This window comes from Brevundimonas sp. GN22 (assembly GCF_054824005.1).
The window spans coordinates 1-26,329 of sequence record NZ_JSYD01000039.1 but is presented as its reverse complement, the minus strand read 5'-3'; the positions used below and the strand labels follow the sequence as shown (position 1 = coordinate 26,329).

The following is a 26,329-nucleotide window of genomic DNA, read 5'->3' as shown; positions in this document are numbered from 1 at the left end:
GTCGCCGCCCTTAGGCGGATGCTTGAGCGCGAGCGAACTCGCAGGTTTTTTCCAGACGCTCGACAGCTTCGCGGGCTTCTTCCAGCGTGATGTTCAGCGGGGGCAGGATGCGTACCAGATTGTCACCGCCACCGGCGACGAGCATGTGGGCTTCGTCGCGGGCCCAACCCATGAAGTCGCGGTTGTTCGGGATCAGCTTCAGACCCATCAGCAGGCCTTTGCCGCGAACCTCGGCGATCACGTCCGGAAAGCGTTCCTGAAGACCGGCGAACTGCTGCTTCAGATAGCCGGCTATCTCGTTGACGTTGTTCAGGATTTTGTCCGAGGCAATGGTCGAGAACGCAGCCTTGCCGACCGCCATGGCCAGCGGGTTGCCACCGAAGGTCGAGCCGTGAGCGCCAGCGGTCATACCCGAAGCCGCTTCAGCCGTCGCAAGGCAGGCACCAATCGGGAAGCCGCCACCCAGAGCCTTGGCCACAGCCATGATGTCCGGCGTCATGCCAGCCCATTCGTGCGCCCACAGCTTGCCGGTACGGCCCATGCCGCACTGGACTTCATCGAAGATGATCAGGACGCCGTGCTTGTCGGCCGTCTCGCGCATCCAGCGCAGGTCCTCTTCCGGCGTCGCGCGGCAGCCGCCCTCGCCCTGAACCGGCTCGAGGATGATGGCGGCCGTGGTCGGGGATTCAAACGCCTGAGTCAGAGCGTCCTTGTCGCCCCACTTCAGCTGGTAGAAGCCCTGCATCGGCGGGCCAAAGCCCTCGGTGTAGTTCGGGTTTGCCGCAGCATTGATGCCGCCATAGGTCCGGCCATGGAACGAGCCGTCGAAGCCATAGATGTCGATGCGCTCAACATTGCCCTTTGCGTGGTGGTATTTGCGCGCGGTCTTGATCGCGCATTCCACCGCCTCGGTGCCCGAGTTGGCGAAGAAGACCACCTCGGCGAACGACTTGTCGCACAGCATGTCGGCCAGCTCGTCCTGACCCGGGATGCGATAGATGTTCGAGACGTGCCACAGCTTGTCAGCCTGCGCCTTCAGGGCTTCAACCAGCACCGGAGCCGCATGGCCCAGAGCATTGGTCGAAATGCCCGAGACGCAGTCCAGATACTCGGTCCCGTCGGTGGACCACAGTCGGACGCCCTGGCCGCGCTCCACTTCCAGCGGTGCACGATTATAAACGCCCATCAGATGACCGGACACGGCAAGCTCCTGAAATGAGAGACGGCCCCGCCGGGCTACGACGGGACCGCTTTAAAAGGGTTCAATCCTTGTCTGACGAAGGATGACCTTAGTCAACACCGCTTCCCGGACGTTTCCGGGCTTTTAAAGCGGCGACGAGGCTACGTAGCCCTCTAGTGTTGGCCGTTATCGATCTTGACCACCAGTTGGGTCACGAAGTCTGCGAACGCTGCGACGTCGTCCGCCTTAAGCTTGTCCATCTTGTCTTCGTGCGTGTGAATGTTCTGGAACACGTCCGGCACAAAGCCTTCGCGCAGGCCGTTGTCTTGTCCGCCGTTGAAGGCCAGCCACATCTGGCGAGCACCGATCGGATTCTGGATGCCCAGCGACAGGACAGGCAAGCCTGCCGCCGTAAACACGCGGTCTTCGCTCGGCGGGTAAACCGGGAAGGCCACGCAATCGGTGTTGGTGTCCGCGCAATGGGTGCGCAGGGTACGCACCAGACCGGCCGATGCCGGACCATTGTTCAGGCCGAACATCACGGTCGTGCCGTAAGCAGCCACATCGACGTTCACCGCAGCGGCGATGCGCGATTTGTCAGCCTGCTCCAGCCATTTACGCGCACCGATCAGGCCCAGTTCTTCCTGATCCGTCAGAACCACGACCACGCGGTGCTTCATGGTGGAGACAGGAAGAGCCTTTGCCGCAGCGATCACCGCGAGCGTGCCACCTGCATTGTCCACTACGCCGTGCGAGAAGGCACCGTCGCGCAGTACCGCAGCATCGTAGTGGGCCAGAAGGACGATGTCTTTCTCGCCCTCGCCCAGGGTGATGACGATATTATTGCCCGACATCGGACCGGTTTGGCGGTTGCCGCCCTCGAAAGCATGCAGGGTGTAAGGCACACCTGCGGCTTCCAGTTGGGCCTTCAGGACATCGAGACGCTCGGTATTGTTCGATTTGACCAGAGCAGCCGCTGCATCGTGGATCGATTGGCCGCGAGGGCTCAGCGGTGCTTGTTCCGTGGACTGCGCCATGGCAGCCGAGGCCATGACGGCACCGAGGGCCAAGGCCGCGCTCGATGCCAGAAGTTGGCGAATAGCCATAAAAATATCTCCCCTGTCAGCCCCGCACGAACAGGGCGCTTGTGACAGAGGGCTAGCCCGAGGGGCGTGACCTGACCAGTGAAAATATGGTCAGGTCACCGCCCGCACGGCGAAGCTTAACTCTTGAGGCGCCAGCCCGACTTGAACACCATCCAGCAGATGACGCCCAGCACGACCGTCAGGATGCCGCTGATGGCAGTGCCGACCAGCAGGTTGCTTTCAGCGTTACCGATGAAGCCCGCGCGGAATCCGTCGATCAGGTAGAAGAAAGGGTTGAAGTGGCTGATGGTGTCGAACGGAGCCGGAAGGTTGTCGACCAGATAAAACGTGCCCGACAGGAAGGTCATCGGCATGACCACAAAGTTCTGAACCGCAGAGAGGTGGTCGAACTTCTCCGACCACAGACCAGCCAGAACGCCGACCATACCCATCAGCAGCGAAGACATCAGGCCAAACCAGACGATCAGCAGGATGTTGCTGACAGCTAGCTTGGCGAACGGCAGCACACAAATGGCCGTCACCAGACCCACAACGATCCCGCGCGTGGCGGCACCGAGGCTGAAACCGATGGTCAGTTCCAGCGGGCTGAGCGGCGGGGTCAGGAAGTCGGTCGCCGTGCCCATGATCTTGGCCTGGATGAGGCTGGACGAGGCATTGGCAAACGCGTTCTGCAAAATGGCCATCATGATCAGGCCGGGTGCGACGAACTCGGCAAAGGGCGTGCCGTGTAGCGGCGGACGTGCCCCCTGAAGCGCGACCACAAACACCATCATGTACAGCAAGGTCGTTACAACGGGTGCTGCAACCGTCTGGGCCCCCACCTTCCAGAACCGTCGCACCTCGCGCAGATAGAGTGTGCGCAGGCCAACCCAGTTCACGCCGTCATGGCGGCGCGGTGAATGCAGGGTCGATGGGGTCGGTTCAGACAGGTTTTGCGAGCTCATAATCGCCCAAATGCGCATACCCACGCCGTTTCGCAAGGCATCCAGCGTTAGATGACAGCGAAATAAAGTGAGTCAAAACGGGACATTAACCATACTACATCTGGTTTCTGTGGACAGGTGATTCTCCACATATTGCGTGTCCCAAGTAATAATTTACGATCGGCGCCACTGAAGGACGTCATTTCCGGCGCCCTGACACAAGATATTGAATCCGACTTCCCTTGGAGGGTGGCATGAACGCAGGCTGGACAGAAGATCGCGTAGGCGCTCTGAAGAAGCTGTGGCTTGAAGGTCAATCGGCCTCCCAGATTGCCAAGGCACTGGGCGGCGGTGTGACCCGCAACGCCGTCATCGGCAAGGTGCACCGCCTCGGCCTGTCGGGCCGCGCGGCCCCGTCGCAACCGGCACGCACGACTTTCCGCACGGCTCGCCCGAGCACGGCCAAGGCAGCCGCTGCTGCAGCCGCCACTCCGGCTGCATCGGCTCCCGCCGCTGCTCCGGCTCAACCGACCCAGGCCCCGTCGGCGCCGCGCCGCATCGAGGCTGTTGCTCCGCGCCCGGCGGCTGTGCCGACGCAGGTAGCCCAACCGTCCGCTCCGGCTCCCATGCCGGAACTGCCGGGCACGGCGACCGTCCTGACCCTCGGCGCACACATGTGCAAATGGCCGATTGGCGATCCGTCGTCGCGCGAGTTCTCGTTCTGCGGCCGTCGCGCTTCGGAAGGCGTCTATTGCGGCGAGCACGCTCGCGTCGCCTACCAGCCGCAGGTCAAGAAGAGCACCAAGGACGGCGCTTCGGAGCTGGCTCGCAGCCTTCGTCGCTACATCTAATTTTCCGTTCACCGGAAATCTTGAGGGGCGCAACGAGCAATCGTTGCGCTCTTTTTTTATGCCGTTCAGTTCAGGGTGCGGCGGGTATCGGGAATGTCCAGACTGAAGTGCGGTATAGCGATTTCAAACATCCGCCCCTCGAGGTCCTTGCAGAAATAGGCCCCGACCATGGATCCCGACGGCGTCGCTAGCGGACAACCCGAGGCATAGGCGAAACTATCGCCCGGCTCGATAACCGGCTGTTCGCCCACAACCCCGGAGCCTCGCACTTCCTCGACGCGACCGACGGCATCGGTGATGGTCCAGCGACGCGCCACGACCTGTACGGGCGATCCGGTCAGATTGACGATCTCTATTTGATAGGCCCAAACCCAGTGGCCTGCCTCGGGGTCGGATTGGGCAGCCAGAAACGAGGGCTGGACGCGAACGACCATACCTTCTGTCTCGGCGCTATAGGCAGAACCATGAACCATGCGCTATATGCGTCCCGCCGTGACCGGGGTTCAAGCAGACTCTCGCCCAAACTGATGTTTTCTGGGCGAGACAGGCGGAAAAATCCGTGTGAGAACAGGACGGCATGACCAAGTTCACTCTTCCCGACCAAGCCGGCATCATCCCGTTTCAGGGCATCGAGACCCTGATTGCGACGGGTGCCATCACCAGCCAGACCCCATTTGATTCCGATCAGGTCCAACCGGCCAGCCTCGACCTACGCCTGTCGGACGTGGCGTGGCGTGTCCGCGCCAGCTTCCTGCCCGGAAAGCGCAAGGTCGAGGACCGCATCCGCGATGTGGCCATGCACACGGTGGATCTGTCGGGCGGCTATGTTCTTGAAAAGGGCTGCGTCTATATCGCCCGCCTGCAAGAACATCTGTCCCTGCCCAAGGGCCTAAACGCCCGCGCCAACCCGAAATCCTCGACTGGCCGCGTCGATGTGTTCGTGCGCCTGCTGACCGATCAGGGTCAGAGCTTCGACGATGTCGATGAAGGCTATGAAGGCCCGCTGTATCTCGAGATCGCGCCCCAGACCTTCTCCATCCTCGTGCGTCCGGGCACGCGCCTGAACCAGCTGCGCCTCAAGGCGGGCGAACCGCCGCGTCTGGAGACTCGCAGCGTTGGCGTGGACCTGCTGCCGAACGACAACGGCATTGTCGGTTTCCGTGGCCGCCGCCATGCCGGTGTGGTCGATCTGGAGAACGTCGACGGTCACGACCCGCGCGACTTCTGGGAACCGCTGACCCTGCGCGACGGCGACCTGCTGCTCGATCCGGGCGAGTTTTATATCCTGGCCTCCAGCGACGACGTTGAAATCCCTGTCGACCAAGCCGCCGAGATGACCCCGATTGACCCGTCTGTCGGCGAGTTCCGCGTCCACTATGCAGGCTTCTTCGATCCGGGCTTTGGCACCGACGAGGCGCACGGCGCAGGCTCCAAGGGCGTGCTGGAGGTTCGCACCCACGACACCCCCTTCCTTCTGGAACACGAACAGACCGTTGCGCGCCTTGTTTATGAACCCCTGACCGAGCGCCCGACCCGCCTCTATGGCGAAGGTGGCAGCCACTATCAGAAGCAGGGCCTGAAGCTGTCGAAACACTTCAAGGAATGGAAGTAAACGCCCTCAAGTCGCGAGCCTTCGCAAGGCGAGCGGTAGGGCGGAAATCCCCTCAAGTCGCGAGCGCCCTTGGCGCTCGCGATAGGATAGAAAAGGCCCGCTGATTCAGCGGGCCTTTTGATTGTTAGGAAAGCCTGTCGGCTTTTCTGAGGGACGGGAAAACCTTGGCCCAGATGCCCGTGGCAGCCAGAGCGCCAAAGCCACCGAACACCGCCGCGCCAATCGGCCCCAGCAAACGGACCATCACACCCGAATAGGCCTCGCCCAGTTCGTTGGATGCGCCAATGAACAGCATGGACACCGACGACACCCGCCCGCGCATGTGATCGGGCGTGGCCAGCTGGATCAAGGTCTGTCGAACGTTGACGCTGATCATGTCTGCGGCACCGCCGACGAACAACACCAGCGCCGAAATCCACACGATCTTCGACAGGCCAAAGATAATGGTGCAAACTCCGAACACGGCCACGGCCGCGAACATCCACAGTCCGCCATTGCGCTGGATCGGAAAGCGGCTGAGCCACAGCGCCATCACCAGCGCGCCGACACCAAAAGCCGCCCGCAAGAAACCGAAACCCATCGGCCCGACATGCAGGATGTCACGGGCAAAGATCGGCGTCAGCAAAGCCACGCCCGCAAACAGCACCACGATCAGGTCCAGTGAAATCGCGCCCAGCACGATCTTGGTCTTCCAGACATAGGACAGACCTTCCTTGACCAGAGCGACCGGCGAGTCCGTGGACACCACTTGCGGCTTGCCCGAGGTCTTGATCATCACGAAGCAACCGATTGCCAGAAGGAACAGCGCCGCCGACGACGCATAGGCCAGCGGTACCGTCACCGCGACGATCAACCCGCCCAGCGCAGGACCGGCAATGGCCCCCGTCTGGAAGGCGATAGCCTGAGCGGCGATAGCGGCAGGCAGGTCTTTCCGCCCCACAACCATGGGCAGAAAGGCCTGCGAGGCCGGTGCCAGAAACGCCCGCGCGGCCCCGAACACAGCCGCCACGGCAAGCAGCCCCCACAGGGGCGGAGAACCATGCAGCGCCATGGCGAGGAAAATCCCCGCGCAGACCATCTCAACCACAATCGACAGGGTCACCGTATGTTTGCGGTCGCGTTTGTCGGCCATAGCCCCTGCCGGCAAAGTGAAGGCCAGCAGCGGCAGGAACTGACACAGGCCCACCAGACCCAGATAAAGGCTGGCCTGTTCAATCGGGTGATCGCGACGGGCGATTGCGTAGACCTGCCACAGTAAGGCCGAGGACTGGATCTGGATGGCCAGGACGGCCAGCACACGACCGACCCACAACAGGCGGAAATCCGCTATCTTCCAAGGGCTGGACGGACTGTCGGAAGGCGTATCATCCGCAGTGCGGGGGTTTTCGGTCGTCACGGATCAAAAATCTCGGCAGTTGTGCAGATCGGGCGCAAGATCGCCCTTCTCGTCTCGGGCTTACCTGCCTAAAGCATTGACCCATGAACAGCACATCAAATTCCGTTCTCGATCCTGTCGAACTGACGCGCGCCCTGATCCGCCGCCCGTCGGTGACGCCAGCCAATGAAGGCGCGATGGAAGTGCTGGAAAAAGCCCTGATCGATCTGGGCTTCACCTGTCGCCGGATGGAGTTTTCCGGCCCGACGGGTGAGGGCGTGGATGCGCCCATCATCAACCTCTATGCCCGCCGCGGCACGGCCTCGCCCAATATCTGCTTCGCTGGCCACACCGATGTGGTGCCCACAGGGGTCGCCGAGCAGTGGACTACCGGCCCGTTCGAGGGCGAAACCAAGGACGGCATCCTCTACGGTCGCGGTGCGGTCGATATGAAGGGCGGCATCGGGGCGTGGGTTGCGGCCCTGTCACGCATCCTGTCCGAAGGCGAGGTCGAAGGTTCGTTGTCGCTGTTGATCACCGGCGATGAAGAAGGCCCTGCCCTTCACGGTACCAAGCGCGTGGTCGAGACCCTGATGGGCGAGGGCGAGGTCATCGACGCCTGTATCGTTGGCGAGCCGTCCTCTTCGGCGCAACTGGGCGATATGATCAAGGTCGGCCGTCGCGGCTCGATCAACAGCTGGTTCACCGTCCACGGCAAACAGGGCCATGTTGCCTATCCGGAACGCGCCGCAAATCCGGCCCCGGTCATTGCCGAGCTGATGACACGCCTGAACGCCCGCGTGCTGGACGAGGGTTATCCCGAATTCCCGCCGTCAAACCTCGAAATCACCACCATCGACATCGGCAATACGGCGACCAACATCATCCCCGCCGTCGCCCGCGCCCGCACCAATATCCGCTTCAATCCCACCCACGCCGGGACAGCACTGGCCGAGTGGATGACCAAAGAGGCCGGAGCCCTTCAGGCTGAGACCGGTTTTAGGATCGACGTCGAGCACATGATCTCGGGCGAAGCCTTTCTGACCCAGAACGAAGCCTTCATTGGCGGGGTGCAGGACGCAGTCGAGAAGGCCATCGGTCGTCGCCCCGAGGCCTCGACCAGCGGCGGCACCTCCGATGCCCGTTTCATCCGCTATATGTGTCCGGTGCTGGAACTGGGCCTTGTCGGCCAGACCATGCACCAGATCGACGAGCGCGTGCCGGAACAGGAACTGCGCGACCTGACCAACATCTATGTCGAGGTCATCCGCGCCCTGTTCGAGAGACTGAAAGCCTAGAACAGGCCGCTGAGGAAAGCCGTGCCCTGCGCCGTATGATCGGCGCGGCCTTCGTACAGCGCACGGGTGCGGCCAATGCCGTAAGCCGAAGCACGGGTGAAGGTCGGGTCAGTCTCTTCAGGCAGGCCCAGCACCACCGTGCCCCAGTGCTGATAAGGGTCAATCCGACCTGCCGTCAGATAGCGCCCGTCCCGCGCCACCAGCAGCACGGCGGAGGCCCCACCCTGTTCGCCCCACAGGGCAAACCGTCCGTCCAGAGACAGCGCCTCCGCCTGCGTCAGCAGGTGGAACAGGGCGCGGACGATATCGGATGTGTGGGCCTGAAGTCCGTATAGCGACGGGCGACGGTCTATGAGCGCTACCGACATGCCCCGCCGTGCCAACTGGCTGGCGTTGCGTTCCATAGCCGCCGAGGGCGGTCGGGCGGCATCTCCCACCATGATGACCACCGGGTGCGGGCCCTCGCCGCGGGCAGGATACAGCTTCAAGGTCTGGCACGGATCGGGACCATAGGCCATGCGCGCCTGCGCCCACGCAGGTAACGCCAGTCCCGCAGCCGCCACGCCTATCGAAGCGCACAGTCCGCGCCGCGTCATTCCATCCCTCGCCATCCGCTCTTTAGGAACGACGTCGCGCGGGGATGCAAGCCTCAATGAAATAGGGCGCGGCTCCCGAAAGAACCGCGCCCTGATTATCAAAGGCCCGAGGCCTTACTTGTTCAGATGCTGGTCCAGCCAGCCAAACACTTCGTTGTGCCACTGCATCGAGTTCGCCGGTTTCAGAACCCAGTGGTTCTCGTCCGGGAACATGACGAAGCGGCTCTCGATGCCGCGACGCTGCAGGGCGGTGAAAGTCGACAGGGCTTGCGAGGTCGGGATGCGGAAATCCTTGTCGCCCTGAATGACCAGCATCGGGGTCTTCCAGTTCTGGACGTGGTTGACCGGATTGAAGCGCTGGTATCCTTCCGGATTTTCCCACGGCGTGCCGCCGTATTCCCACTCGGTGAACCACAGCTCCTCGGTGCCATAGCCCATGCCCATGATGTCGAACACGCCGTCATGGTTCACGAGGCATTTGAACTCGTCGGACCAGTTACCGGCGATCCAGTTGATCATATAACCGCCGTAGGACGCGCCCAGCGCACAGGCGTTATCACCGTCGAGGAAGCTGTATTTTTGCTGGGCTGCCGCCCAACCCTTCTGCAGATCTTCCAGCGGACGGTCGCCCCAGTGCTGGCTGATGGCGTCCGTGAACTCTTGGCCGTAGCCGGTCGAGCCGTGGAAATCGATCATCACCACCGCATAGCCCGCACCCGCATAGGTCTCGGGGTTCCAGCGGTAGGACCAGCCGTTGCCGAACGAGCCTTGCGGTCCACCGTGGATCAGGAAGGCGACCGGATATTTCTGGCCTTCGACATAGTTGGCAGGCTTGATGACGTAGCCGTGGACGGTCTCGTTATTCCAGCCCGGGAAGCTGAACTGCTCGAACTCGCCGAACTTTTTGGCGTCCAGTTGCGGGTTCACATTGGTGATCTGGCGCGGCATTTCGCGACCACGGAAGGTCTTGGTGAACAGCTCTGCCGGACGGGTCAGGGTGTCGATCGACAGGACGAAACCGTCATCGATCTGCTGGACAGCACCAACGTGGCCTGCGCCCGTCAGCGCTACGACCGAACCATTGCGGGCATCGATCTGGAACAGCTTGGTGTTGCCTACGTCACCAGCGGTAACGAACAGGCTATTGCCGTCTTTCGACCACTGCAGGCTGTCTGCCGAACGGTCCCAGTTGGCAGCGATCTGGCGGGTCTGGCCGGTGGCCACATCGCGCAGGAAGATCGAATATTTGTCAGCTTCAAAGCCTGCACGCTCCATCGCGCGATAGGCCAGCGTCTGGCCATCCGGCGAGAAGACCGGACCCGTGTCCCAAGCCGGATTGGCCTCGGTCAGATTGGTCAGTTGGCCCGGTGCATCGGCCGCGACCTGATAGAGGTCAAAGTTGGTGCTCCACGGTTCCGACTTACCGGCATGACGCGCCGAGAACACGATGCTGCGGCCATCGGGGGTGAAGGTGAACTCGCTCTCGTCGCCGAACGGCTTGGACGGGGTGTCGCCGTCAAAGCCTTTGGTCACCCAAACAGCATCGTGGGCATTGTCGCCAAGACCCACGACGAACAGGTGGTTTTGAGTGTGGTCGTTCCACGTATCCCAGTGGCGCACGAACATACGGTCATAGACCTTGCCCGTCGATTTGCGCTCGGCTTCCTCGGCACCACGCGCGATCGAAGCGGCGAGGTTTTCGGCGTCCGGATAGACAGCCAGCGACACAGCCACGGCATCGCCCGCGGCGTTGACGCGATAGGCGTTTACGTCGGTCGGCAGGTTGGTGGCTTGCGTTGCGGTCTGGCCCTTATCAGTCGAGATCCACACCTGCGACGAGCCCGAGCGCGACGACAGAAAATAAAGCTGTCCGTCCTTGCCCCAGCGCGCGGTGTTGGCACCGCCTTCGCTGATCGGCAGGACCGTGGCTTGGCCTTCGCCCTTCAGCGACTGGATATAGAGTTTGGAGCTGCGGCGGTTGGCGGCCACATCGGTTTGGGTAACCGAATAGACCACCCATTCGCTATCCGGCGACACCTGCGGGTCACCCAGACGGTTCGCCGAGATCATATCGTTGTAGTTGAAGGCATTGCTGGCTTCGGCGGTGGCAGTCGCCACCGGAGCCGCGGCACTATCGGCCAGAGCCGGAGCAGCGACGGTCAGCAGGGCTGCGGCGCTGAGGCCGCAGAGAAGATGGGACAGGCGGCGCATGGGCGCTCCCTCTTATTGGGACAGTCAGGCTGAAAGGCCTAACACCCGATACGCCGCCCGCAAACCCTCAGTTTAACGTGACCGTCACTGGGCAGGAGCCGTGTAGCGGGCCGTCCAGTCGAGGATTTCCTGCTGCCAGTTCACCCACGCCTTGGGCTCCAGCACCCAGTGGTTGGCGTTGGGCACGTGAACAAAGCGGCTGGGGATGCCCTGACGTTGCAGCGCCGAGAAGGTCGCCAGTCCCTGCTCCATCGGCACGCGGAAGTCCTTCGAGCCATGCAGGACCAGCATCGGCTTTTTCCATTGGCCTGCATAGGTTTCAGGATTTTGGGCGTCATAGACGGCCTTACGATCCCAGGTCGTGCCCTCGAACTCGTGGATGAAGGTGCCACTGTCCATGGCGTTCATCAGTTGCGGCACGTCGAACACGCCCGCGTGGTTCACAAGGCACTGCCACGGCTCGTTCCACTGGCCTGCGATCATATTGATCATATAGCCGCCGTAAGAAGCGCCCAGAGCGCACGAACGGTTGGCATCGATGAAGCTGTTATTGGCAACAGCCGCTTCCCAGCCCTTGCGCAGATCTTCCAGCGGACGGGTGCCCCAGTTGGAGTTGATCGCATCGGTGAAGGCCTGACCGTAGCCGGGCGAACCGTGGAAGTTGATCATCACCACCGCATAGCCTGCGCCGGTATAGACCTGCGGGTTCCAGCGATAAGACCAGCTTTCGGTCCATGGCGACTTCGGCCCGCCGTGGATCAGATAGACCGCGGGATATTTCTGGCCCTCGACATAGTTGGCGGGTTTGAACACCCAGCCGTGGACCTCTTCACCATTCCAGCCGGCGAAACGGATTTCGTCCGGACGCGACGGGCGGATGGAGGCCAGTGCCTCGGCATTGAGGTTCGTCAGTTGGCGGGCTTCGCCCCCCTTCAGCACATAAAGCTGGGTCGGCGAGGTGAAGCTTTCCAGCGCATAGACCACCGTGCCGCCTTGCTCGTCATAGGCGCTGACGGTGCCGATATCGGTCAGGGCGCGAACGTCGCCACTGCGGGTGTCGATCTCGAACAGGCGCTGTTGGCCCTGATCAGCAGCCGTCGCGTAAAGAGCGCGGCCGTCCGAACGCCAAGTCAGATCACCGGGACCGCGATCCCAACGGGACAGGGCGCGGGCATCAGAACCATCGGCATTACCCAGCATGACAACAGCCTGATCCCCACCGACATTCTCTCGCGGGCTGGCCAGCCATGCGAGGCGGCGACCATCCGGCGACAGCACCGGATTGCTGTCCGGTCCGGTATGGCCCGCCGTCAGGTTCTGCGGCGCACCGCCTGCCAGAGGGATGCGGTACAGATCATTGTTGTTGGTGAATGCGTTGCGGTCGCCCAGCAGCTTGGTCGAGACCAGGATGGCACCGTCACGGGTGAACTCGATCCCGCCGACACCGAAGTCGGCGCCGATACCTTGCGTCAGGCTGCGCGCCGATCCTTCGGCGAGACCCGATGCGTTCAGCGGCTGAACCCACAGGTGGGACTTCTTGTTGTCGTACCAGCGGTCGAACACACGAAGCGGAAGCTCGTCGTAAACCGTTTGGGTGTCCTTTGCCGCTGCGTCACCGCGCGTCTTGGTGCACTCCAGAGTGTCGCAGTCGGCAAAGACTGAAATGCCCAGCACCAGCGAGCGGCCATCCGGCGCGATGCGGAAGCCGGAGACGCTGACGGGCAGCATGGTCACTTGCGCCGCAGCGTTACCTTCCGCGTCAGTGCGCCAAACCTGATTGGAGCCACCGCGCGACGAAGTGAAATAGATCGATCGACCATCCGGAGCCCATTCGGGGTTCGAAGCTCCGCCCTCGGAGATGATCAGTTTGCGGGCATCGCCCGTGCCATCGACATTGGCCACCCACAGCGAGGTCGAGGACTTGTTAGCGTCATAGTCGACGCTCGACACCGCATAGACGACACGCTTGCCGTCAGGCGACAGGACCGGCGAGGACACACGGTCCATCGAGGCCAGCGTCTTGAGTGGCAGACCACCTTCGACAGTATGGCCGGTGCTCGCCGTCTGCGCAGCAGGCGTAACGCTCGCCGCCTCCTGAGCCAGAGCCGGAACCGCCGTCGCCATTAAGGCCACAGCCGCAGTCGCCATCATCCAGTGTGCACGCATTCGCTTGCCCCCATTCCCGAAAAACACTGGGACCTTGCTTAAGGGGGATAGTCGCAATCGCCAAGGTGCTTGCCCGTCGCAGCGACGCGGGCGACAAACGGATCATGACCCCATCTTCGGCTGCCCCCCATATTGTCGATGTGCTGATCGCGGAACGCGCGCCGCGTCTGACGAAGGCATGGGTGTGGCCCTTGGTGCGACCTGTGCTCTACGCCCTGCTCGGCTATCCGAAGGCCGTCGCCATGGCCGACGAGATGAAGGACCGCAGCGGACCGGACGCGCTTCAATATATGTCCGATCTACTCAGGCTTAATGTCGAGACGACGGGGTTGGAGAACCTTCCCGCCACCGGACGCTGCGTTATCGTCTGCAACCATCCGACGGGTATTGCCGATGGCGTGGCCATGTATGACGCGATACGGCGCGTACGCAGCGACGCCATCTTCTTCGCCAATGCCGACGCCATCCGCGTCGCGCCGCGTCTGACCGAAAGCATTATTCCGGTCGAGTGGGTCCACGAAAAACGCACCCGCGAGAAAACGCGCCAGACCCTGAACGCCGCCAAACAGGCCTTTACCGAAGAGCGCTGCATCGTCCTGTTTCCTGCAGGTCGTCTGGCGCGCGTGGAAGGCGGCGTGTTGATCGACCCGCCGTGGGAAAGTTCGGCTGCGTCGCTGGCCAGAAAATATGCGGCACCCGTTGTGCCCGTGCATATGACAGGACCGACAAGCAAGCTGTTCCACACCTTCGATAGATTTTCGCAGGAACTGCGCGACGTGACGCTTTTCCACGAACTGCTGAACAAGGAAGGTCAGACCTTCCGCCTGTCATTCGCAAAACCTGTCACACCCGAGCAACTGAAGGTTGACGCCGATGGCGCAACCGATCAGCTAAAGACCTATATCGAGCGGCATCTGGCCGCCCGTCCGGACGCGCCTTTCCCCGCATGAAACTGCATCTCGCCGATGCCGAGGCCACGACCCGCCTTGGCCAAACCCTCGCCCCGCTGTTGGAGGCCGGTGACAGCATCCTGCTCTATGGCCCGCTGGGCATGGGCAAGTCGACGCTGGCGCGCGGGCTGATCCGCGCCCTGACCCGTCCCGACGAAGATGTGCCCAGCCCGACCTTCACCCTCGTCCAGTTTTACGAAAGTCATCCGGCCGTCGCGCATTTTGACCTCTATCGGCTGAGCGACCCCGAAGAGGCGTGGGAGATCGGGCTGGACGAAGCGCTGGACGAAGGCTGTGCCATCATCGAATGGCCTGAGCGTCTGGGCGACGACCCTGCCCGTTTTCTGGGCCACGACATTTTGACGATTACTCTCGAAGAAGAGGGCCAGTCCCGCCTTGCGACCGTTTCTGGCGCAGGCCGCTGGGAAGGTAAGATCAATGACCTCCAACTCTGAGCGCGAAACCCTGAAGCTGGCCCTGCTGGAAAAGGCTGGCCTTGGCGATGCCGAACGGCACCCGCTGCCGGGCGATGCCTCGACGCGCCGCTATGAACGCATCATCGCCGCCGATGGTCGCCGCTTCATGCTGATGGACCAACCACCCGCTGCCGAGAGCCAGCCGTGCAATCCGGCTTGGAGTGCCGAGGAACGCCACGCGCAGGGCTGGAATGCGGTTGCCCGCCTGTCTGCAGGACGTATCGAAGCCTTTGGTGCCGTGGCGGCCCATCTGAACAGCCTTGGCCTGTCGGCCCCCGCCATTCCGGCGCTGGATGTCGCCAATGGTCTGGCCCTGCTGGAAGACTTTGGCGATGATCTGTTCGCCCGCGTCATCGAACTGGGCATGGACGAGCGCCCGCTCTATCTCGCCGCTATCGAGGCACTGGCGAAACTGCACGATGCAGGCACACCGCCCTCAGTCCTGAACGGTCCGGCAGGCGAATGGCCGATGCTGGTCTATGACGAGGTGGCGCTGCAGGGCGGTGCCGATCTGTTCGTCGAATGGCTGCCGAAGTACAACAGCCGCGCCAGCTTCGATGAGACCGCTGTGGCCGAATGGCGCGAGGCTTGGGCTCCGGTTGTGGCTTCCGGCGCTGCGGGTGCCTCGGTCATGGCTCACCGCGACTATCACGCCGAGAACCTGATCTGGCTGAGCGACCGCGAAGGTGCGGCCCGCGTCGGCATGATCGATTTTCAGGATGCCGTCATCGCCCACCCAAGCTGGGACCTGCACTCGCTGTTGCAGGATGCACGACGCGATGTGTCGCCGGAGCTCGAAGCTGCGGCGCTGGACCACTACTTCTCCCTTCGCCCCAGCGTCGATCGCGCCGCCTTCACGGCCGATTATGCCGGTCTGGCCGCCCTTAACGAGGCGCGCATCATCGGTATCTTTGCCCGCCTGATCGCGCGTGACGGCAAGCCTCGCTATGCGCAGTTCCTGCCGCGCATGTGGGCGCAACTGAACCGCAACCTCGAACAGCCCGCGCTGGCCACGGTCGCCGCTTGGTTCGACAAATACGTCCCTGCAGAGGTGCGCAAATGATCGCCCCGAAAACAGCGATGGTGCTGGCTGCTGGCCTCGGCACCCGCATGCGCCCGCTGACCAATGACCGCCCCAAGGCGCTGGTCGAGGTCGGTGGCCGCGCCCTGATCGATCACGTGCTGGACCGTCTGGTTGCCGCTAGTGTCGAGACCGCCGTGGTCAATGTCCATTGGTTCGCTGATCGTCTGGAACAGCATCTGTCCAAGCGCGATGACATCCGCATTGTCATCTCGGATGAACGCGCCGAACTGCTGGAAACGGGCGGCGGCCTGAAGAAGGCCAAGCCGCTGCTGGGCGATGATCCGGTGTTTGTCGCCAATATCGACAGCGTCTGGATAGACCGTGGCGATGCGCTGGGTGATCTGGTGCGCCTATGGAACTCCGAGACGATGGATGCCGCTCTTCTGCTGGCCCGTCGCGAAGGTTCTATCGGCTTTGAGGGTGACGGCGATTTCTCGGTTGCCGATGATGGCCGCCTGACCTTCCGTGGCGAGCGCCCGTCTGTGCCGTTTGCCTATATGGGCGTGCACATCACCCGCCCGTCCTATGCCGATCAGGGACCGGACGGGGCCTTCTCGCTCAGCCCGCTGTGGCGCGCCTCGGCCGAACAGGGCCGCCTCTATGGCACGGTCATGGACGGCGACTGGATGCACGTCGGCGATCCGCAGGCCCGCGACGAGGCCGAAGCCAAACTCAAAGGATAAGACGATATGGGCGGGGGCGCTTTCGATCCGTTTTCCGGTGACACACCGCGTTGGTACACCATCGCGGCCCAGCGCCCGTTTCTGGAAGATTTGGCCGCAGGGGTTCTGAGCTGGCTGGGCACCCGCCCGCCGGAAGAACTGTCCGACGCGACCATCCTGCTGCCGAACCGTCGTGCGGCGCGGGCCTTTACCGCGGCCCTGTCCAAACTGTCGGAAGACCGCCCCGTGCTTCTGCCACAGGTGCGCCCACTGGGTGACCTTGAGGAAGACGAACCGCCCTTCACGCCGGGTGCGCTGGGACTTGATCTACCGCCCGCCATTCCGGCGCTCACGCGCCGGTTTGAACTGGCCAAGATGATTGTCGAGGATTTCGACAGCGAGCTTCGTCCTGTTCAGGCGCTGGACCTTGCCGATGCGCTGGGTCGCTTCCTCGATTCCTGCCAGCTCGAAGAGGTTAAAGACCCCGGCATGGTCGCAGGGCTGGTCGAAGGCGACATGGCCGAGCACTGGCAGCGCTCTGCCGAGTTCCTCGCGCTGGGCGTCGAGAAATGGCCCAAGCGATTGGAGCAGATGGGTCTGGTCGACCCCTCATGGCGTAAGGCAACCTTGCTGCGCCGCCTTGCCGAACTGTGGGACCGCGAGCCCCCGCAAGAGCCACTGATTGTCGCGGGCTCGACGGGTACTGTGCCCGCCGCTGCCGACGTTATGGGGGCCGTCGCCCGTGCCCCTCAGGGCTGTGTCGTCCTGCCCGGCCTCGATCTGGATCTGGAAGAAAACGTCTGGGCCCAGATCACCGGCGAGAACGAACAACACCCCCAGCGCGCGCTGAAACGCCTGTTGGAGCGTCACGACATCGCGCGCGCCCAAGTGCGTCCGTGGTTCCGTCCCGAGATCGCGCTTGAAGTCCTGCAACGCGGCATGGCCCGCCAGCGTCTGCTTAACGAGGCCCTGCGTCCTGCCGATGCCACGGGCGACTGGCGTCACGCCATCAAGGACATCCGCGAGCGCGCCGCAGATACGGGTCGCGACCCCATCGCCGAAGGGCTGAAGGGCCTTAGCGTCATGACCCTGCGTCATGAGGAAGAGGCCGCCGCCGCCATCGCCCTGATGATGCGCGAGGCATTGGAAACCCAAGGCCAGACCTGCGCCCTCGTGACGCCGGACCAGGGCTTGGGCCGCCGTGTTCAGGCCCGCCTGCAACGTTGGGGCATTACCGCCGACACCTCGGCGGGTGCGCCGCTGAACCGCATGTCCGCAGGCACCTTGCTGGAGCTTTGCGCCCGCTGGGTAGAGGACGAGGCCAATCCGCAAACCCTGCTGGCCCTGCTGAAACATCCGCTGGTCGCGCTGGACGTCGAGTGGTCGGAATATCTGGCCGCCTCGCTGGAACGCTACGGCCTGCGCACCTCGCCGCACGGTACGCTGGCGCGTCTGAAAACCTATCTGCGCCGCCAGAAGCCGCGCGACAACGAAACCGAAGAGGCCAAGGCCAAGCGCGAGGCCCGCACCCAGCGGCTGTGCGACTTCGTCGATCATCTGGCCAGCCTGCAAGCCCTCGGGAGCGAGCCCTTTGCGGGCAAGACCCATGTGCCTCTGGACGAAGCCGCCCGCGCCCTGACCCGTCTGGTCGAGGGCTTGGCCGGACAGACCGCCTGGGCCGGACCCGACGGTGAACAGGCTGCATCTTTGCTGTCCAACCTGATCGCGGGCGGTGCTGCGCTGGGTGCCGTGACTCCGTCCGATTTGGTGGAGATGCTGCAAGGATTGCTGGCCGACACTGTGGTGCGCACGGGCGGGGCAACCCATCCGTCCTTGCGCATCCTCGGGGCCATCGAGGCGCGTCTGGTCCGCGCCGACAAGATGATCCTTGCGGGTCTGGAAGAAGGCATCTGGCCGCAGGGCGCGCCCGTCGACCCGTTCCTGTCGCGTCCGATGCGCAGCGTCCTTGGCCTGCCGCCGCCCGAGCGCCGCATTGGCCAGAGCGCACAGGATTTCATTCAGGCCGCCTGCGCCCCCGATGTGGTGCTGGTGAACTGCGAGCGTCGCGGGGGCCAGCCGGCTGTGCGATCGCGCTGGCTGTGGCGCCTCGACATGCTCACGCGTGGGGCCAATGAAGCCGCTACGCCCGTCGAGATCGCTGCCCCCCGACAGGTCATCGACTGGACCCGCCATCTGGACGCCCCGCAATCCAGCACACCCGCCTATGCCCGACGCCCTGCACCAACGCCGCCCGTTTCAGTACGTCCACGCGAACTGCCCGTCACCGGTGTCGAGCGCTGGGTGCGTGATCCCTATGCCGTCTATGCCCAGCGCATTCTGGGTCTGCGCAAAATGGACCGACCGGGTGAACCTGCCGAGGCGCTAAAGCGCGGTAACGCCATCCACTCAGCCATCGAGCGGGCTGTCACCACATGGCCCTATGACCTGCCCGAGGACTTCGAGCAGCAACTCGCTATCTTCATTCAGGAAGCCCTGCGCGAAGAAGGCTTTGAAGACGCCGCCATGGCCCGCGAGGTGCCGCTGAGCCGTATCAGCGCCCGCTGGCTGGCCGCATTCGAGCGCCGCCGCCGCGAGCGGGGGATTGAAATCCTTGTCGAACAATCGGGGCGTCTGATGTTTGACGGACCGGCTGGACCGTTCACTGTCACCGCCAAGGCCGACCGTATCGAACTGGATGCCCACGGCGCGGCCATTATCGACTTCAAGACCGGCTCTGCGCCATCCGCCAAACAGGTGGTCGAAGGCTTTGCTCCGCAGCTGTCGTTGACGGGGGCCATTCTGGCCGCTGGCGGGTTCGGCAATCCATCCGATCCGACGGCACTGGTCTATGTGCGCGTCATCGGGCGCGGCGAAGGCGGCAAGGAAACGGACGTGTCCGCCCCGTCCAAGGCCAACAGCCTGAGCGCCGCCCAGATCAGCGCTGCCGAGTTCGACCGCCTAAAAGATGCCGTCGCCGCCTATGACGATCCGGCGCGGGCCTATGTCTCATGGGAAGCGCCGCAATACATGGGCAATTTCGGTGGCAACTACGACCACCTCGCCCGCGTGTGGGAGTGGATGGTCGTCGGCGGTGCCGACAGCGAAGGCGAAGGAGACGCGGCATGATTGACGTGGCCACCCTGTCCCCCGTCGAACGGGCCAAACATTTCCAGTCGGTCGCGGCCAGCCCTGAAAAGTCGATCTTTGTCACCGCCAATGCGGGCTCGGGCAAGACGACCACACTGGTGAACCGCGTGGCGCGTCTGCTGCTGAAACGCGTCCAGCCGGGCGAAATCCTGTGCGTGACCTATACCAAGGCCGCCGCTGCCGAAATGCAGGCCCGCCTGTTTGAAAAGCTGGGCCAATGGGCCGTGGCGGACGACGAGACCCTGTCGCGCTCGCTGGCCGATCTGGACGGGCGCGATGCCAACACGCTGGACCAGCAGGACCTGTCCGATGCCCGTCGCCTGTTTGCTCGCGCACTGGAGACACCGGGCGGTCTGAAGATCCAGACCATCCACGCCTTCTGCGAAAAGCTGCTGCGCCGTTTTCCGCTGGAGGCGGGTGTCACGCCGGGCTTCAAGGTTCTGGAAGATCAGGCCGCGATCCGACTGTCGCAGGATGCGCGAGAGGACCTCGCCCGTCACGCTCTGGGCGCCGATGATGCCATCAGCCGCGCTTATGAGCATTTCGCCACCACAATGGACTTCGGCAGTTTCAACGACCTGCTGGCCATGATCGAGGCCAAGCGCGAGGCGCTGTCCGCCTATCTGGATGCCGTCGCGACCGGCGATGCCCCCAATCCGCGACAGCTGACCGGCGCGGGCGACGAAAGCACCGACCAATCCGGCGAGGACTTCGTCCGCTACATCAGCAAGATCGAGTGGAACGACACCATCGCCGTCATGGACACGGGGTCGAAAACCGATGCCGCTGTCGCTGCGTGCATGCGGGCGGCGCGTGACAACTGGACCTTCGAGGGGCTGGGACCCGTGTTTCTGACCCAGTCCGGCAGCCCGCGCGCCAAGATGGTCACCAAATCCATCCCGCCGATTGTTGGTGACTATCTGACCGCGCTGCAGAGCAAATACGTCGCGACCCGCGAGGTGCTGCGCAAGATCAGGGTGGCGGAGGAAACCGAGGCTGTCCTGACGCTGGCACGGCTGCACCGCCACTTCTACGACACCCGCAAACAGGAAGAGGCCGCGCTCGACTTTACCGATCTGGTCGGGCGCACCGCTGAACTGCTGACTAAGCGGTCCAATGCCGCTTGGGTGTTATTCAAGCTGGACGGCGGCATCGAGCACGTTCTGGTGGACGAGGCGCAGGACACCGCCCCCGAGCAGTGGGAGATCATGCGGGCCCTGACCGAGAGCTTCTATGCCGGTGACGGCGTGGAACGCGACCGCGCCATCGCCCGCACCGTCTTTGCCGTGGGCGATGAAAAGCAGTCGATCTATTCCTTCCAGGGCGCAAAGCCCGAGCAGTTGCTGAAGGAATCCCGCCGCTATCAGCTGATAGCCGAGGCGGTCCACGCGACGTTCGAGCATGTGCGACTGGAAACCTCGTTCCGCTCCACGCCCGAGGTGTTGGCCTTTGTCGATGCGGTCTTTGCCGATCCGGATCGTGCCCGCGCCCTGAACGGCACCGGCGATATCGAGCCCCACCTGCCCGCCCGCGCCAAGGATGCCGGATCGGTCGAGATGTGGCCCCTGTTCACCGAGCCGGAGCGCCCCGAGCGCAAGGCATGGCAGGCCCCTGTCGATCAGGAAAGCGAGGCCAGCGCCCGCAAACAGCTGGCCCGCGCCCTCGCCCGCGAGATCAAGCAACAGGTCAATGAGGGGCGCGGTATCTGGCAGTTCGATCCGGCGACCAAGACCTCGTCTTATCGCCCTGCCCGTTACGGTGACTTCCTTGTGCTGGTCCGCCGCCGCGACGCAACCTTTGAAGAAATCATCCGCGCCCTGAAGATGGAGGGTGTGCCGGTCGCCGGTGCCGACCGTCTGAAGCTGGACGAGCACATCGTGTTTGACGACATGCTGTCGCTGGCACGGTTTGCCCTGTTCCCGCAGGATGATCTGTCGTTGGCGGAAATCCTGCGCAGTCCCTTCTGCGCCGTGCCCGATTTCGGCGCGCCGCACGACCTCTACCACCTCGCCAATGTCGAGACGCGGGGTCGCCAGCCCCTCTGGGACGCGCTGCAGGACCGCAAGGACGAGCAGCCCGAATGGCGCGAGGCACATGACCTGCTGCAAAAGCTGCTGGATGTGCGCGATGCCGATCCCTTCACCTTCTTCAGCACGGCGCTGAACCATGTGTACGCCGATGGCCGCTCGGGCCGCGCACGTATTCTGGACCGGATGGGTCACGAGGCCGAGGAGGCCATAGACGAGACGCTGGCGCAGGTGCTGGCCGCCGAGGAGCGCGGCGGGCGCGATCTGGAGATCTGCCTGCGGGAACTGGAGCAGAGCCACGTCGAGGTGAAGCGCGAGATGGAGGGGGCCCGCAACGAGGTGCGGGTCATGACCGTCCACGGCTCCAAGGGTCTGGAAGCGCCCGTCGTCATTCTTCCCGACACCACGTCCAAGGCCAAGCCGCAAGGGCCCAAGCTGATGCCCGTTCCCGCTGGCGATGCGGGCGAGGCGTGGCTGATGTGTCCGTCGTCCAAGAACGATGACTGCGAGGCCTCTGCCGAGGCGCGCAGCCTGCGTGAGCAGCGCACGGACGAAGAGTCGCTGCGCCTGCTCTACGTCGCCCTGACCCGCGCCAAGGATCGTCTGATCATCATGGGCCGTGAGGTCGGCAACTGTAAGCTCGGCTATGTCGAAGGCAGCTGGTGGGACATCCTGCTCCAGACCTTTACCGCCCAGCTTGAAGCCGGATCGGTCATGGCCGGCCCCGATGGCCGGATGCGGCTGGGAGAGCTTCCGCCTGCGCTGGATCCTGAAAAACGTGTGGCCGTAAATGCCGTGGAGTTGCCCCACTGGGCACTGAGCGCGCCGCCAGCCGACCGTAGCGCCCGCTTTGCCGCCCCGTCCCAGATGGAGGACAACCGCAAGATCAAGCGCATCCCCGCGCCCTCGCCCTTGGCTGTGGCGACCACGGGCGGCAGGGCGCTGGGTCGCTTCCGGCGCGGGGACTTGATCCACCGCCTGCTGGAACGCCTGCCCGATATTGCACCCGACATGCGCCGCAGCGCTGCCCAGCGTCTGCTGTCCAAAGAAGTCGATCTAGACGATGTGCAACGCGCCGAGATGATCGAGGCGGCCTTTAGCGTGCTGGACGATACCCGCTTTGCGCCGGTGTTCGGGCTGGGCTCACGCGCCGAGGTGGCGCTGACCGGCACGGCGCCGGAACTGCCCGCCGGGGTCAAGATCAATGGCCAGATCGACCGTCTGGTCATCACGCCCGAGCGTGTGCTGGTGGTGGATTACAAGACCAACCGTCCGGCACCGGATCATCTGGACAATGTAGACCCCGCCTACCTGACGCAGCTGGCGGTCTATACGGCTGTTCTTCGCCAGCTCTACTCCGACCGTCCGGTCGAGGCCGCGCTGGTCTGGACCGACGGGCCCAAGCTGATGCCTGTCGATAGCGCCATCTTGATGCTCGCCCTGAACCGCCCGCCCATTGATTAACGCGCCCATCTGCCCCAAATCATGACCGACAGGCGCGAGCGAGCCTTGCGCCGACACTGATAGAAAGAGACACCATGGCCACTCTCAAGGTCACCGACGAGTCGTTCGAAACCGAAGTGCTGCAAGCCTCCAAGCCTGTGCTGCTGGACTTCTGGGCCGAATGGTGCGGCCCGTGCAAGCAGATCGGCCCGTCGCTGGAAGCCCTGTCGGACGAAATCGGTGACAAGGTCACCATCGCCAAGCTGAACATCGACGACAGCCCGATGACCCCGTCGAAGCTGGGCGTGAAGGGCATTCCGACCCTGATGCTGTTCCAGGACGGCCAGATGACCGCCATGAAGGTCGGCCCGATGCCCAAGGGCAAGATCGTCGAATGGCTGGCTGAAGCCGGCGTCGGCTGATCTCACGATCACTGAATATGAAAAGGGCGGCTCCTTGCGGGGCCGCCCTTTTTATTGGTCGTTTAGCGGGGCCATGTCTCGGGCGACGCGCCCAGCACTTCGCCCGCCAAATAGAGACTGCCGCAAATCAGGATGCGGCCTGCATCCATAGCCAGCGCCCGCTTCATCGCCTCGTCGACATTAGCAGCAGTGGTCACCCCGAAACCGCGCCCTTGGGCGACGGCGGCAAGGGTCTCCGGCTCGGTCGCATTGCCTTCGAACGGGACAGCGATGACGTGGGCGTCCAGACCTTTTAACGCTTCGAAGAACCCGCCGGCGTCCTTGTTGCTCAGCATGCCGACGACCAGCGTTAGTGGGCGCGGGGCCTTGGCGTGGCGGTCACCCAGAACGCGGGCGAGAGCGCGGGCGGCGTGAGGATTATGGCCCCCGTCTAACCACAGTTCGGCATCGGCGGCCTTGGCCATGTCGGCATATTTGCCCGCCGTCAGGCGCTGCATACGGGCAGGCCAGAAAACGTTTTTGAGGCCGTTGGCGATCGCCTCTTCCGGCAGATCCAGTTCGAGCGCGGCCGCAATGGCGACGCCTGCGTTGTCGAACTGGTGCGCGCCCGACAAAGCCGGTGCGGGCAGATCAAGAAAACGCGTCTGGTCCTGATAGGCCAGACCGCCCCGCTCGGACCATGCATCGAAATCGACGCCCAGTACCGTCAGCGGAGAGCCGACCTGTTGGGCGCGGCGTTCAATCTCGTCCATCGCCGGTTCGGACTGTCGGCCCACAACGCAACGGGCACCGGCCTTGATGATACCCGCCTTCTCGCGAGCAATACCGGCAAGGTCGGTACCAAGGAACTCGGCGTGGTCCAGATCGACCGGCGTGATGACGCTGAGAAGCGGCCGCTCGATGACGTTGGTGGCGTCCAGAACACCGCCCAAGCCCACCTCAATAATCGCAAGGTCCGCAGGTGTTTCGGCCATGGCGAGAAAACCTGCCGCCGTGGTGCTTTCAAACACCGTGGCCTCGCCGCCGGTTGCGGCCATGGCATCTTCGACGCGGTCGAGGATGGCGTTCAGGTGATCATCGGTGATGAGTTCGCCCGCCAACCGGATGCGCTCGTTAAAGCGCACCAGATGGGGCGAGGTATAGGTGTGAACCTTGAGGCCCGCAGCCTCCGCGATCGAGCGGATTAGCGAAACGGTCGATCCCTTGCCGTTCGTGCCTGCCACATGGATGACGGGCGGCAGGCGGTCCTGCGGATTGCCCAGCGCTGCGCACAGCGCCTGCATACGGCCAAGGGACAGGTCGATGCGCTGGGGGTGTCGCGCCTTCAGACGGTCAGAGATCGGGTCCAAGACGCGACGCTTCCCTTTATTGATGGCCTCAGGCGGCCTTTTTGCGTTTGCCGTTCATCAGGATGGACAGGATACGGCCAAGGGTCTGCGGCAGATCATGACGGGTCACGACCTTATCGACCATGCCCTTTTCCTTGAGGTATTCGGCGCGCTGGAAGCCCGGCGGCAGTTTCTCGCGGATGGTGGTTTCGATCACGCGCGGGCCGGCAAAGCCGATCAGTGCCCCCGGCTCCGCCAGATGGACGTCACCCAGCATGGCGTACGATGCCGTCACACCGCCCGTGGTCGGGTCGGTCAGCACCACAACGTAAGGCAGTTGAGCCGCCTTCAGGTCCTGAATGGCCAGCGTGGTACGGGCCATCTGCATCAGCGACAGCGCGCCTTCCTGCATACGAGCACCACCGGCGGCGGTGAAGCAGACAAAGGGAACGCCGCGTTTCACAGCTTCTTGTGCAGCGGTGATGAAGGCTTCACCCGCGGCCATGCCCAGCGAACCACCCATGAAGGTGAAGTCCTGAACGATGACTACAGCGGGGGTGCCGTCGATCGTGCCATAGCCGATGGCCATGGTGTCGGGGCGACCAGCGGCCCTACGGGCAGCGGCCAGACGTTCCTTGTACGGCTTGCCGTCGGAGAAGTTCAGCGGATCTTCCGGTACGGCGGGGGTGTCGATGGCTTCAAACTTGCCGTCGTCGAAGGTCGCCTTCAAACGGGTCGGCGCATTGATACGCATGTGACGGCCCGACGGCGTGACCCAAAGCGCAGCTTCGAGGTCCGAGCGATAAATCATCTCGCCCGTGTCGGGATCTTTCACCCAAAGATTGTCAGGCGTGTCCGTGGTTTTGACGACCTTGCGGACACCGGGGGAAAGGCGCGACAGCCAGCCACCGCGGGCCTTGTTCTCGGAATTCTTATCGACCATGGGAGGCTCTTTAGACGGTTTCCGCAACGGAAGCACTAGTGCGCGCACCACGAACTGCCGTGGAAAGTTCGCGAACCTTGTCGAGAACTCGGGTCACGGCCGACTGTCCGCCTTGGAGGGCAGCAGCCACTTCATCGACCAGCACCGAGCCCACAACGACCGCATCGGCGACGCGAGCGATCTCGGCAGCGCGTTCCGGCGTCTTGACGCCAAAACCGACCGCGACGGGCAAGCCCGACGCCTTGCGCACGCGCTCGACCGCCGGAGCGACCGAGGAAGCTTGCGCTTCCAGTACACCGGTCACACCCGCAACCGAAACATAATAGACAAAGCCCGACGTGCCCTGAACGATGGTGGCCAGTCGTGCATCGTCCGACGTCGGCGTAGCCAGACGGATGAGGGAAATCTGCTCGGCATCCATGGCGGCAGCCAGATCGCCAGCCTCTTCCGGTGGACAGTCGACGGCGATCAGACCGTCCACGCCCGCCTCGGCGGCTTCCTTGGCGAAACGCGCATAGCCATAGGATTC

At 63.5% G+C, this 26,329-nt stretch carries 21 protein-coding genes; 10 read left to right on the top strand and 11 right to left on the bottom strand.

The window, feature by feature from the left end; genetic code table 11:
• Positions 1–10: 10 nt before the first annotated feature.
• The 3 genes from OB03_RS06210 to OB03_RS06200 all read right to left on the bottom strand — a co-directional run bounded on the left by OB03_RS06210 (position 11) and on the right by OB03_RS06200 (position 3,230).
• Positions 11–1,186 (bottom strand): acetylornithine transaminase, encoded by a 1,176-nt coding sequence (locus OB03_RS06210; protein WP_461343555.1) that lies wholly within the window; start codon positions 1,184–1,186, stop codon positions 11–13.
• 167 nt (positions 1,187–1,353) lie between these two features.
• Entirely contained in the window at positions 1,354–2,286 is a 933-nt protein-coding gene (locus OB03_RS06205; RefSeq protein WP_242912841.1) for a M28 family peptidase, read from the bottom strand.
• A 116-nt stretch (positions 2,287–2,402) separates the two neighbouring features.
• Entirely contained in the window at positions 2,403–3,230 is an 828-nt protein-coding gene (locus OB03_RS06200; RefSeq protein ID WP_242912840.1) for an ABC transporter permease, read from the bottom strand.
• Positions 3,231–3,463: 233 nt separating this feature from the next.
• On the opposite strand from OB03_RS06200, the gene OB03_RS06195 reads away from it, so the two are divergent.
• On the top strand, positions 3,464–4,060 hold the full coding sequence (locus OB03_RS06195; RefSeq protein WP_242912838.1) for a GcrA family cell cycle regulator: 597 nt from the start codon (positions 3,464–3,466) through the stop codon (positions 4,058–4,060).
• A 65-nt stretch (positions 4,061–4,125) separates the two neighbouring features.
• Here OB03_RS06195 and apaG read toward each other — a convergent pair whose 3' ends face one another.
• Positions 4,126–4,533 carry a Co2+/Mg2+ efflux protein ApaG gene (apaG, locus tag OB03_RS06190; RefSeq protein WP_242912836.1) on the bottom strand — a complete coding sequence of 136 codons (408 nt, stop codon included), beginning with the start codon at positions 4,531–4,533 and terminating at the stop codon, positions 4,126–4,128.
• A 104-nt stretch (positions 4,534–4,637) separates the two neighbouring features.
• On the opposite strand from apaG, the gene OB03_RS06185 reads away from it, so the two are divergent.
• On the top strand, positions 4,638–5,672 hold the full coding sequence (locus OB03_RS06185) for a 2'-deoxycytidine 5'-triphosphate deaminase (RefSeq protein ID WP_242912834.1): 1,035 nt from the start codon (positions 4,638–4,640) through the stop codon (positions 5,670–5,672).
• A gap of 124 nt (positions 5,673–5,796) precedes the next feature.
• Here the strand turns inward: OB03_RS06185 and OB03_RS06180 are convergent, their stop codons facing one another.
• A complete protein-coding gene (locus OB03_RS06180) occupies positions 5,797–7,068 on the bottom strand; it encodes an MFS transporter (RefSeq protein WP_461343547.1) in 1,272 nt (423 codons plus the stop codon).
• Between the two features lie 83 nt (positions 7,069–7,151).
• Between OB03_RS06180 and dapE the strand changes: the two genes are divergently transcribed.
• Positions 7,152–8,345 carry a succinyl-diaminopimelate desuccinylase gene (dapE, locus tag OB03_RS06175; RefSeq protein ID WP_461343546.1) on the top strand — a complete coding sequence of 398 codons (1,194 nt, stop codon included), beginning with the start codon at positions 7,152–7,154 and terminating at the stop codon, positions 8,343–8,345.
• Here the strand turns inward: dapE and OB03_RS06170 are convergent.
• From OB03_RS06170 to OB03_RS06160, 3 genes are all read right to left on the bottom strand, one after another.
• Positions 8,342–8,941 (bottom strand): hypothetical protein, encoded by a 600-nt coding sequence (locus OB03_RS06170; protein ID WP_461343545.1) that lies wholly within the window; start codon positions 8,939–8,941, stop codon positions 8,342–8,344. The genes dapE and OB03_RS06170 overlap by 4 nt on opposite strands.
• A gap of 114 nt (positions 8,942–9,055) precedes the next feature.
• Positions 9,056–11,152 (bottom strand): dipeptidyl-peptidase 5, encoded by a 2,097-nt coding sequence (locus OB03_RS06165; RefSeq protein WP_461343544.1) that lies wholly within the window; start codon positions 11,150–11,152, stop codon positions 9,056–9,058.
• Positions 11,153–11,236: 84 nt separating this feature from the next.
• Positions 11,237–13,318: a dipeptidyl-peptidase 5 gene (locus OB03_RS06160; RefSeq protein WP_461343543.1), complete on the bottom strand. Its 2,082-nt coding sequence runs from the start codon at positions 13,316–13,318 to the stop codon at positions 11,237–11,239.
• Positions 13,319–13,422: 104 nt separating this feature from the next.
• Here OB03_RS06160 and OB03_RS06155 point away from each other — a divergent pair, with 104 nt between their 5' ends.
• The 7 genes from OB03_RS06155 (at position 13,423) to trxA (ending at position 23,529) form a co-directional block, all read left to right on the top strand.
• On the top strand, positions 13,423–14,268 hold the full coding sequence (locus OB03_RS06155; RefSeq protein WP_242912826.1) for a GNAT family N-acetyltransferase: 846 nt from the start codon (positions 13,423–13,425) through the stop codon (positions 14,266–14,268).
• A complete protein-coding gene (tsaE, locus tag OB03_RS06150) occupies positions 14,265–14,723 on the top strand; it encodes a tRNA (adenosine(37)-N6)-threonylcarbamoyltransferase complex ATPase subunit type 1 TsaE (protein WP_242912825.1) in 459 nt (152 codons plus the stop codon). Before OB03_RS06155 ends, tsaE begins: the two co-directional genes overlap by 4 nt.
• Positions 14,707–15,807: an N-acetylmuramate/N-acetylglucosamine kinase AmgK gene (gene amgK, locus OB03_RS06145; protein WP_461343542.1), complete on the top strand. Its 1,101-nt coding sequence runs from the start codon at positions 14,707–14,709 to the stop codon at positions 15,805–15,807. The genes tsaE and amgK overlap by 17 nt, the downstream gene beginning before the upstream one ends.
• A complete protein-coding gene (murU, locus tag OB03_RS06140) occupies positions 15,804–16,511 on the top strand; it encodes an N-acetylmuramate alpha-1-phosphate uridylyltransferase MurU (RefSeq protein WP_461343541.1) in 708 nt (235 codons plus the stop codon). Before amgK ends, murU begins: the two co-directional genes overlap by 4 nt.
• Before the next feature lie 6 nt (positions 16,512–16,517).
• Complete coding sequence (gene addB / locus OB03_RS06135) at positions 16,518–19,616, top strand: double-strand break repair protein AddB (RefSeq protein ID WP_461343540.1); 3,099 nt, start codon at positions 16,518–16,520, stop codon at positions 19,614–19,616.
• Complete coding sequence (gene addA, locus OB03_RS06130; RefSeq protein WP_461343539.1) at positions 19,613–23,128, top strand: double-strand break repair helicase AddA; 3,516 nt, start codon at positions 19,613–19,615, stop codon at positions 23,126–23,128. Before addB ends, addA begins: the two co-directional genes overlap by 4 nt.
• A gap of 74 nt (positions 23,129–23,202) precedes the next feature.
• Positions 23,203–23,529, top strand: coding sequence for a thioredoxin (gene trxA / locus OB03_RS06125; protein ID WP_242912818.1), 327 nt, complete (start codon positions 23,203–23,205; stop codon positions 23,527–23,529).
• A gap of 62 nt (positions 23,530–23,591) precedes the next feature.
• Here the strand turns inward: trxA and OB03_RS06120 are convergent, their stop codons facing one another.
• From OB03_RS06120 to trpA, 3 genes are all read right to left on the bottom strand, one after another.
• Positions 23,592–24,878 carry a bifunctional folylpolyglutamate synthase/dihydrofolate synthase gene (locus OB03_RS06120; protein WP_461343538.1) on the bottom strand — a complete coding sequence of 429 codons (1,287 nt, stop codon included), beginning with the start codon at positions 24,876–24,878 and terminating at the stop codon, positions 23,592–23,594.
• Between the two features lie 28 nt (positions 24,879–24,906).
• Complete coding sequence (gene accD, locus OB03_RS06115; RefSeq protein ID WP_461343537.1) at positions 24,907–25,800, bottom strand: acetyl-CoA carboxylase, carboxyltransferase subunit beta; 894 nt, start codon at positions 25,798–25,800, stop codon at positions 24,907–24,909.
• Positions 25,801–25,810: 10 nt separating this feature from the next.
• Positions 25,811–26,329 (bottom strand): tryptophan synthase subunit alpha (gene trpA / locus OB03_RS06110; RefSeq protein WP_461343536.1); only part of this gene is annotated, 519 nt, incomplete at its 5' end.

Bases quoted from the DNA above. Each gene is read 5' to 3' on its own strand.
- OB03_RS06165 (WP_461343544.1), bottom strand. From the start codon at position 11,152: ATGCGCCGCCTGTCCCATCTTCTCTGCGGCCTCAGCGCCGCAGCCCTG.
- OB03_RS06185 (WP_242912834.1), top strand. From the start codon at position 4,638: ATGACCAAGTTCACTCTTCCCGACCAAGCCGGCATCATCCCGTTTCAG.
- accD (WP_461343537.1), bottom strand. From the start codon at position 25,800: ATGGTCGATAAGAATTCCGAGAACAAGGCCCGCGGTGGCTGGCTGTCG.
- murU (WP_461343541.1), top strand. From the start codon at position 15,804: ATGATCGCCCCGAAAACAGCGATGGTGCTGGCTGCTGGCCTCGGCACC.
- apaG (WP_242912836.1), bottom strand. From the start codon at position 4,533: ATGGTTCATGGTTCTGCCTATAGCGCCGAGACAGAAGGTATGGTCGTT.
- tsaE (WP_242912825.1), top strand. From the start codon at position 14,265: ATGAAACTGCATCTCGCCGATGCCGAGGCCACGACCCGCCTTGGCCAA.
- dapE (WP_461343546.1), top strand. From the start codon at position 7,152: ATGAACAGCACATCAAATTCCGTTCTCGATCCTGTCGAACTGACGCGC.
- OB03_RS06200 (WP_242912840.1), bottom strand. From the start codon at position 3,230: ATGAGCTCGCAAAACCTGTCTGAACCGACCCCATCGACCCTGCATTCA.
- OB03_RS06195 (WP_242912838.1), top strand. From the start codon at position 3,464: ATGAACGCAGGCTGGACAGAAGATCGCGTAGGCGCTCTGAAGAAGCTG.
- OB03_RS06205 (WP_242912841.1), bottom strand. From the start codon at position 2,286: ATGGCTATTCGCCAACTTCTGGCATCGAGCGCGGCCTTGGCCCTCGGT.
- amgK (WP_461343542.1), top strand. From the start codon at position 14,707: ATGACCTCCAACTCTGAGCGCGAAACCCTGAAGCTGGCCCTGCTGGAA.
- OB03_RS06170 (WP_461343545.1), bottom strand. From the start codon at position 8,941: ATGACGCGGCGCGGACTGTGCGCTTCGATAGGCGTGGCGGCTGCGGGA.
- OB03_RS06160 (WP_461343543.1), bottom strand. From the start codon at position 13,318: ATGCGTGCACACTGGATGATGGCGACTGCGGCTGTGGCCTTAATGGCG.
- addB (WP_461343540.1), top strand. From the start codon at position 16,518: ATGGGCGGGGGCGCTTTCGATCCGTTTTCCGGTGACACACCGCGTTGG.
- addA (WP_461343539.1), top strand. From the start codon at position 19,613: ATGATTGACGTGGCCACCCTGTCCCCCGTCGAACGGGCCAAACATTTC.
- trxA (WP_242912818.1), top strand. From the start codon at position 23,203: ATGGCCACTCTCAAGGTCACCGACGAGTCGTTCGAAACCGAAGTGCTG.
- OB03_RS06155 (WP_242912826.1), top strand. From the start codon at position 13,423: ATGACCCCATCTTCGGCTGCCCCCCATATTGTCGATGTGCTGATCGCG.
- OB03_RS06210 (WP_461343555.1), bottom strand. From the start codon at position 1,186: ATGGGCGTTTATAATCGTGCACCGCTGGAAGTGGAGCGCGGCCAGGGC.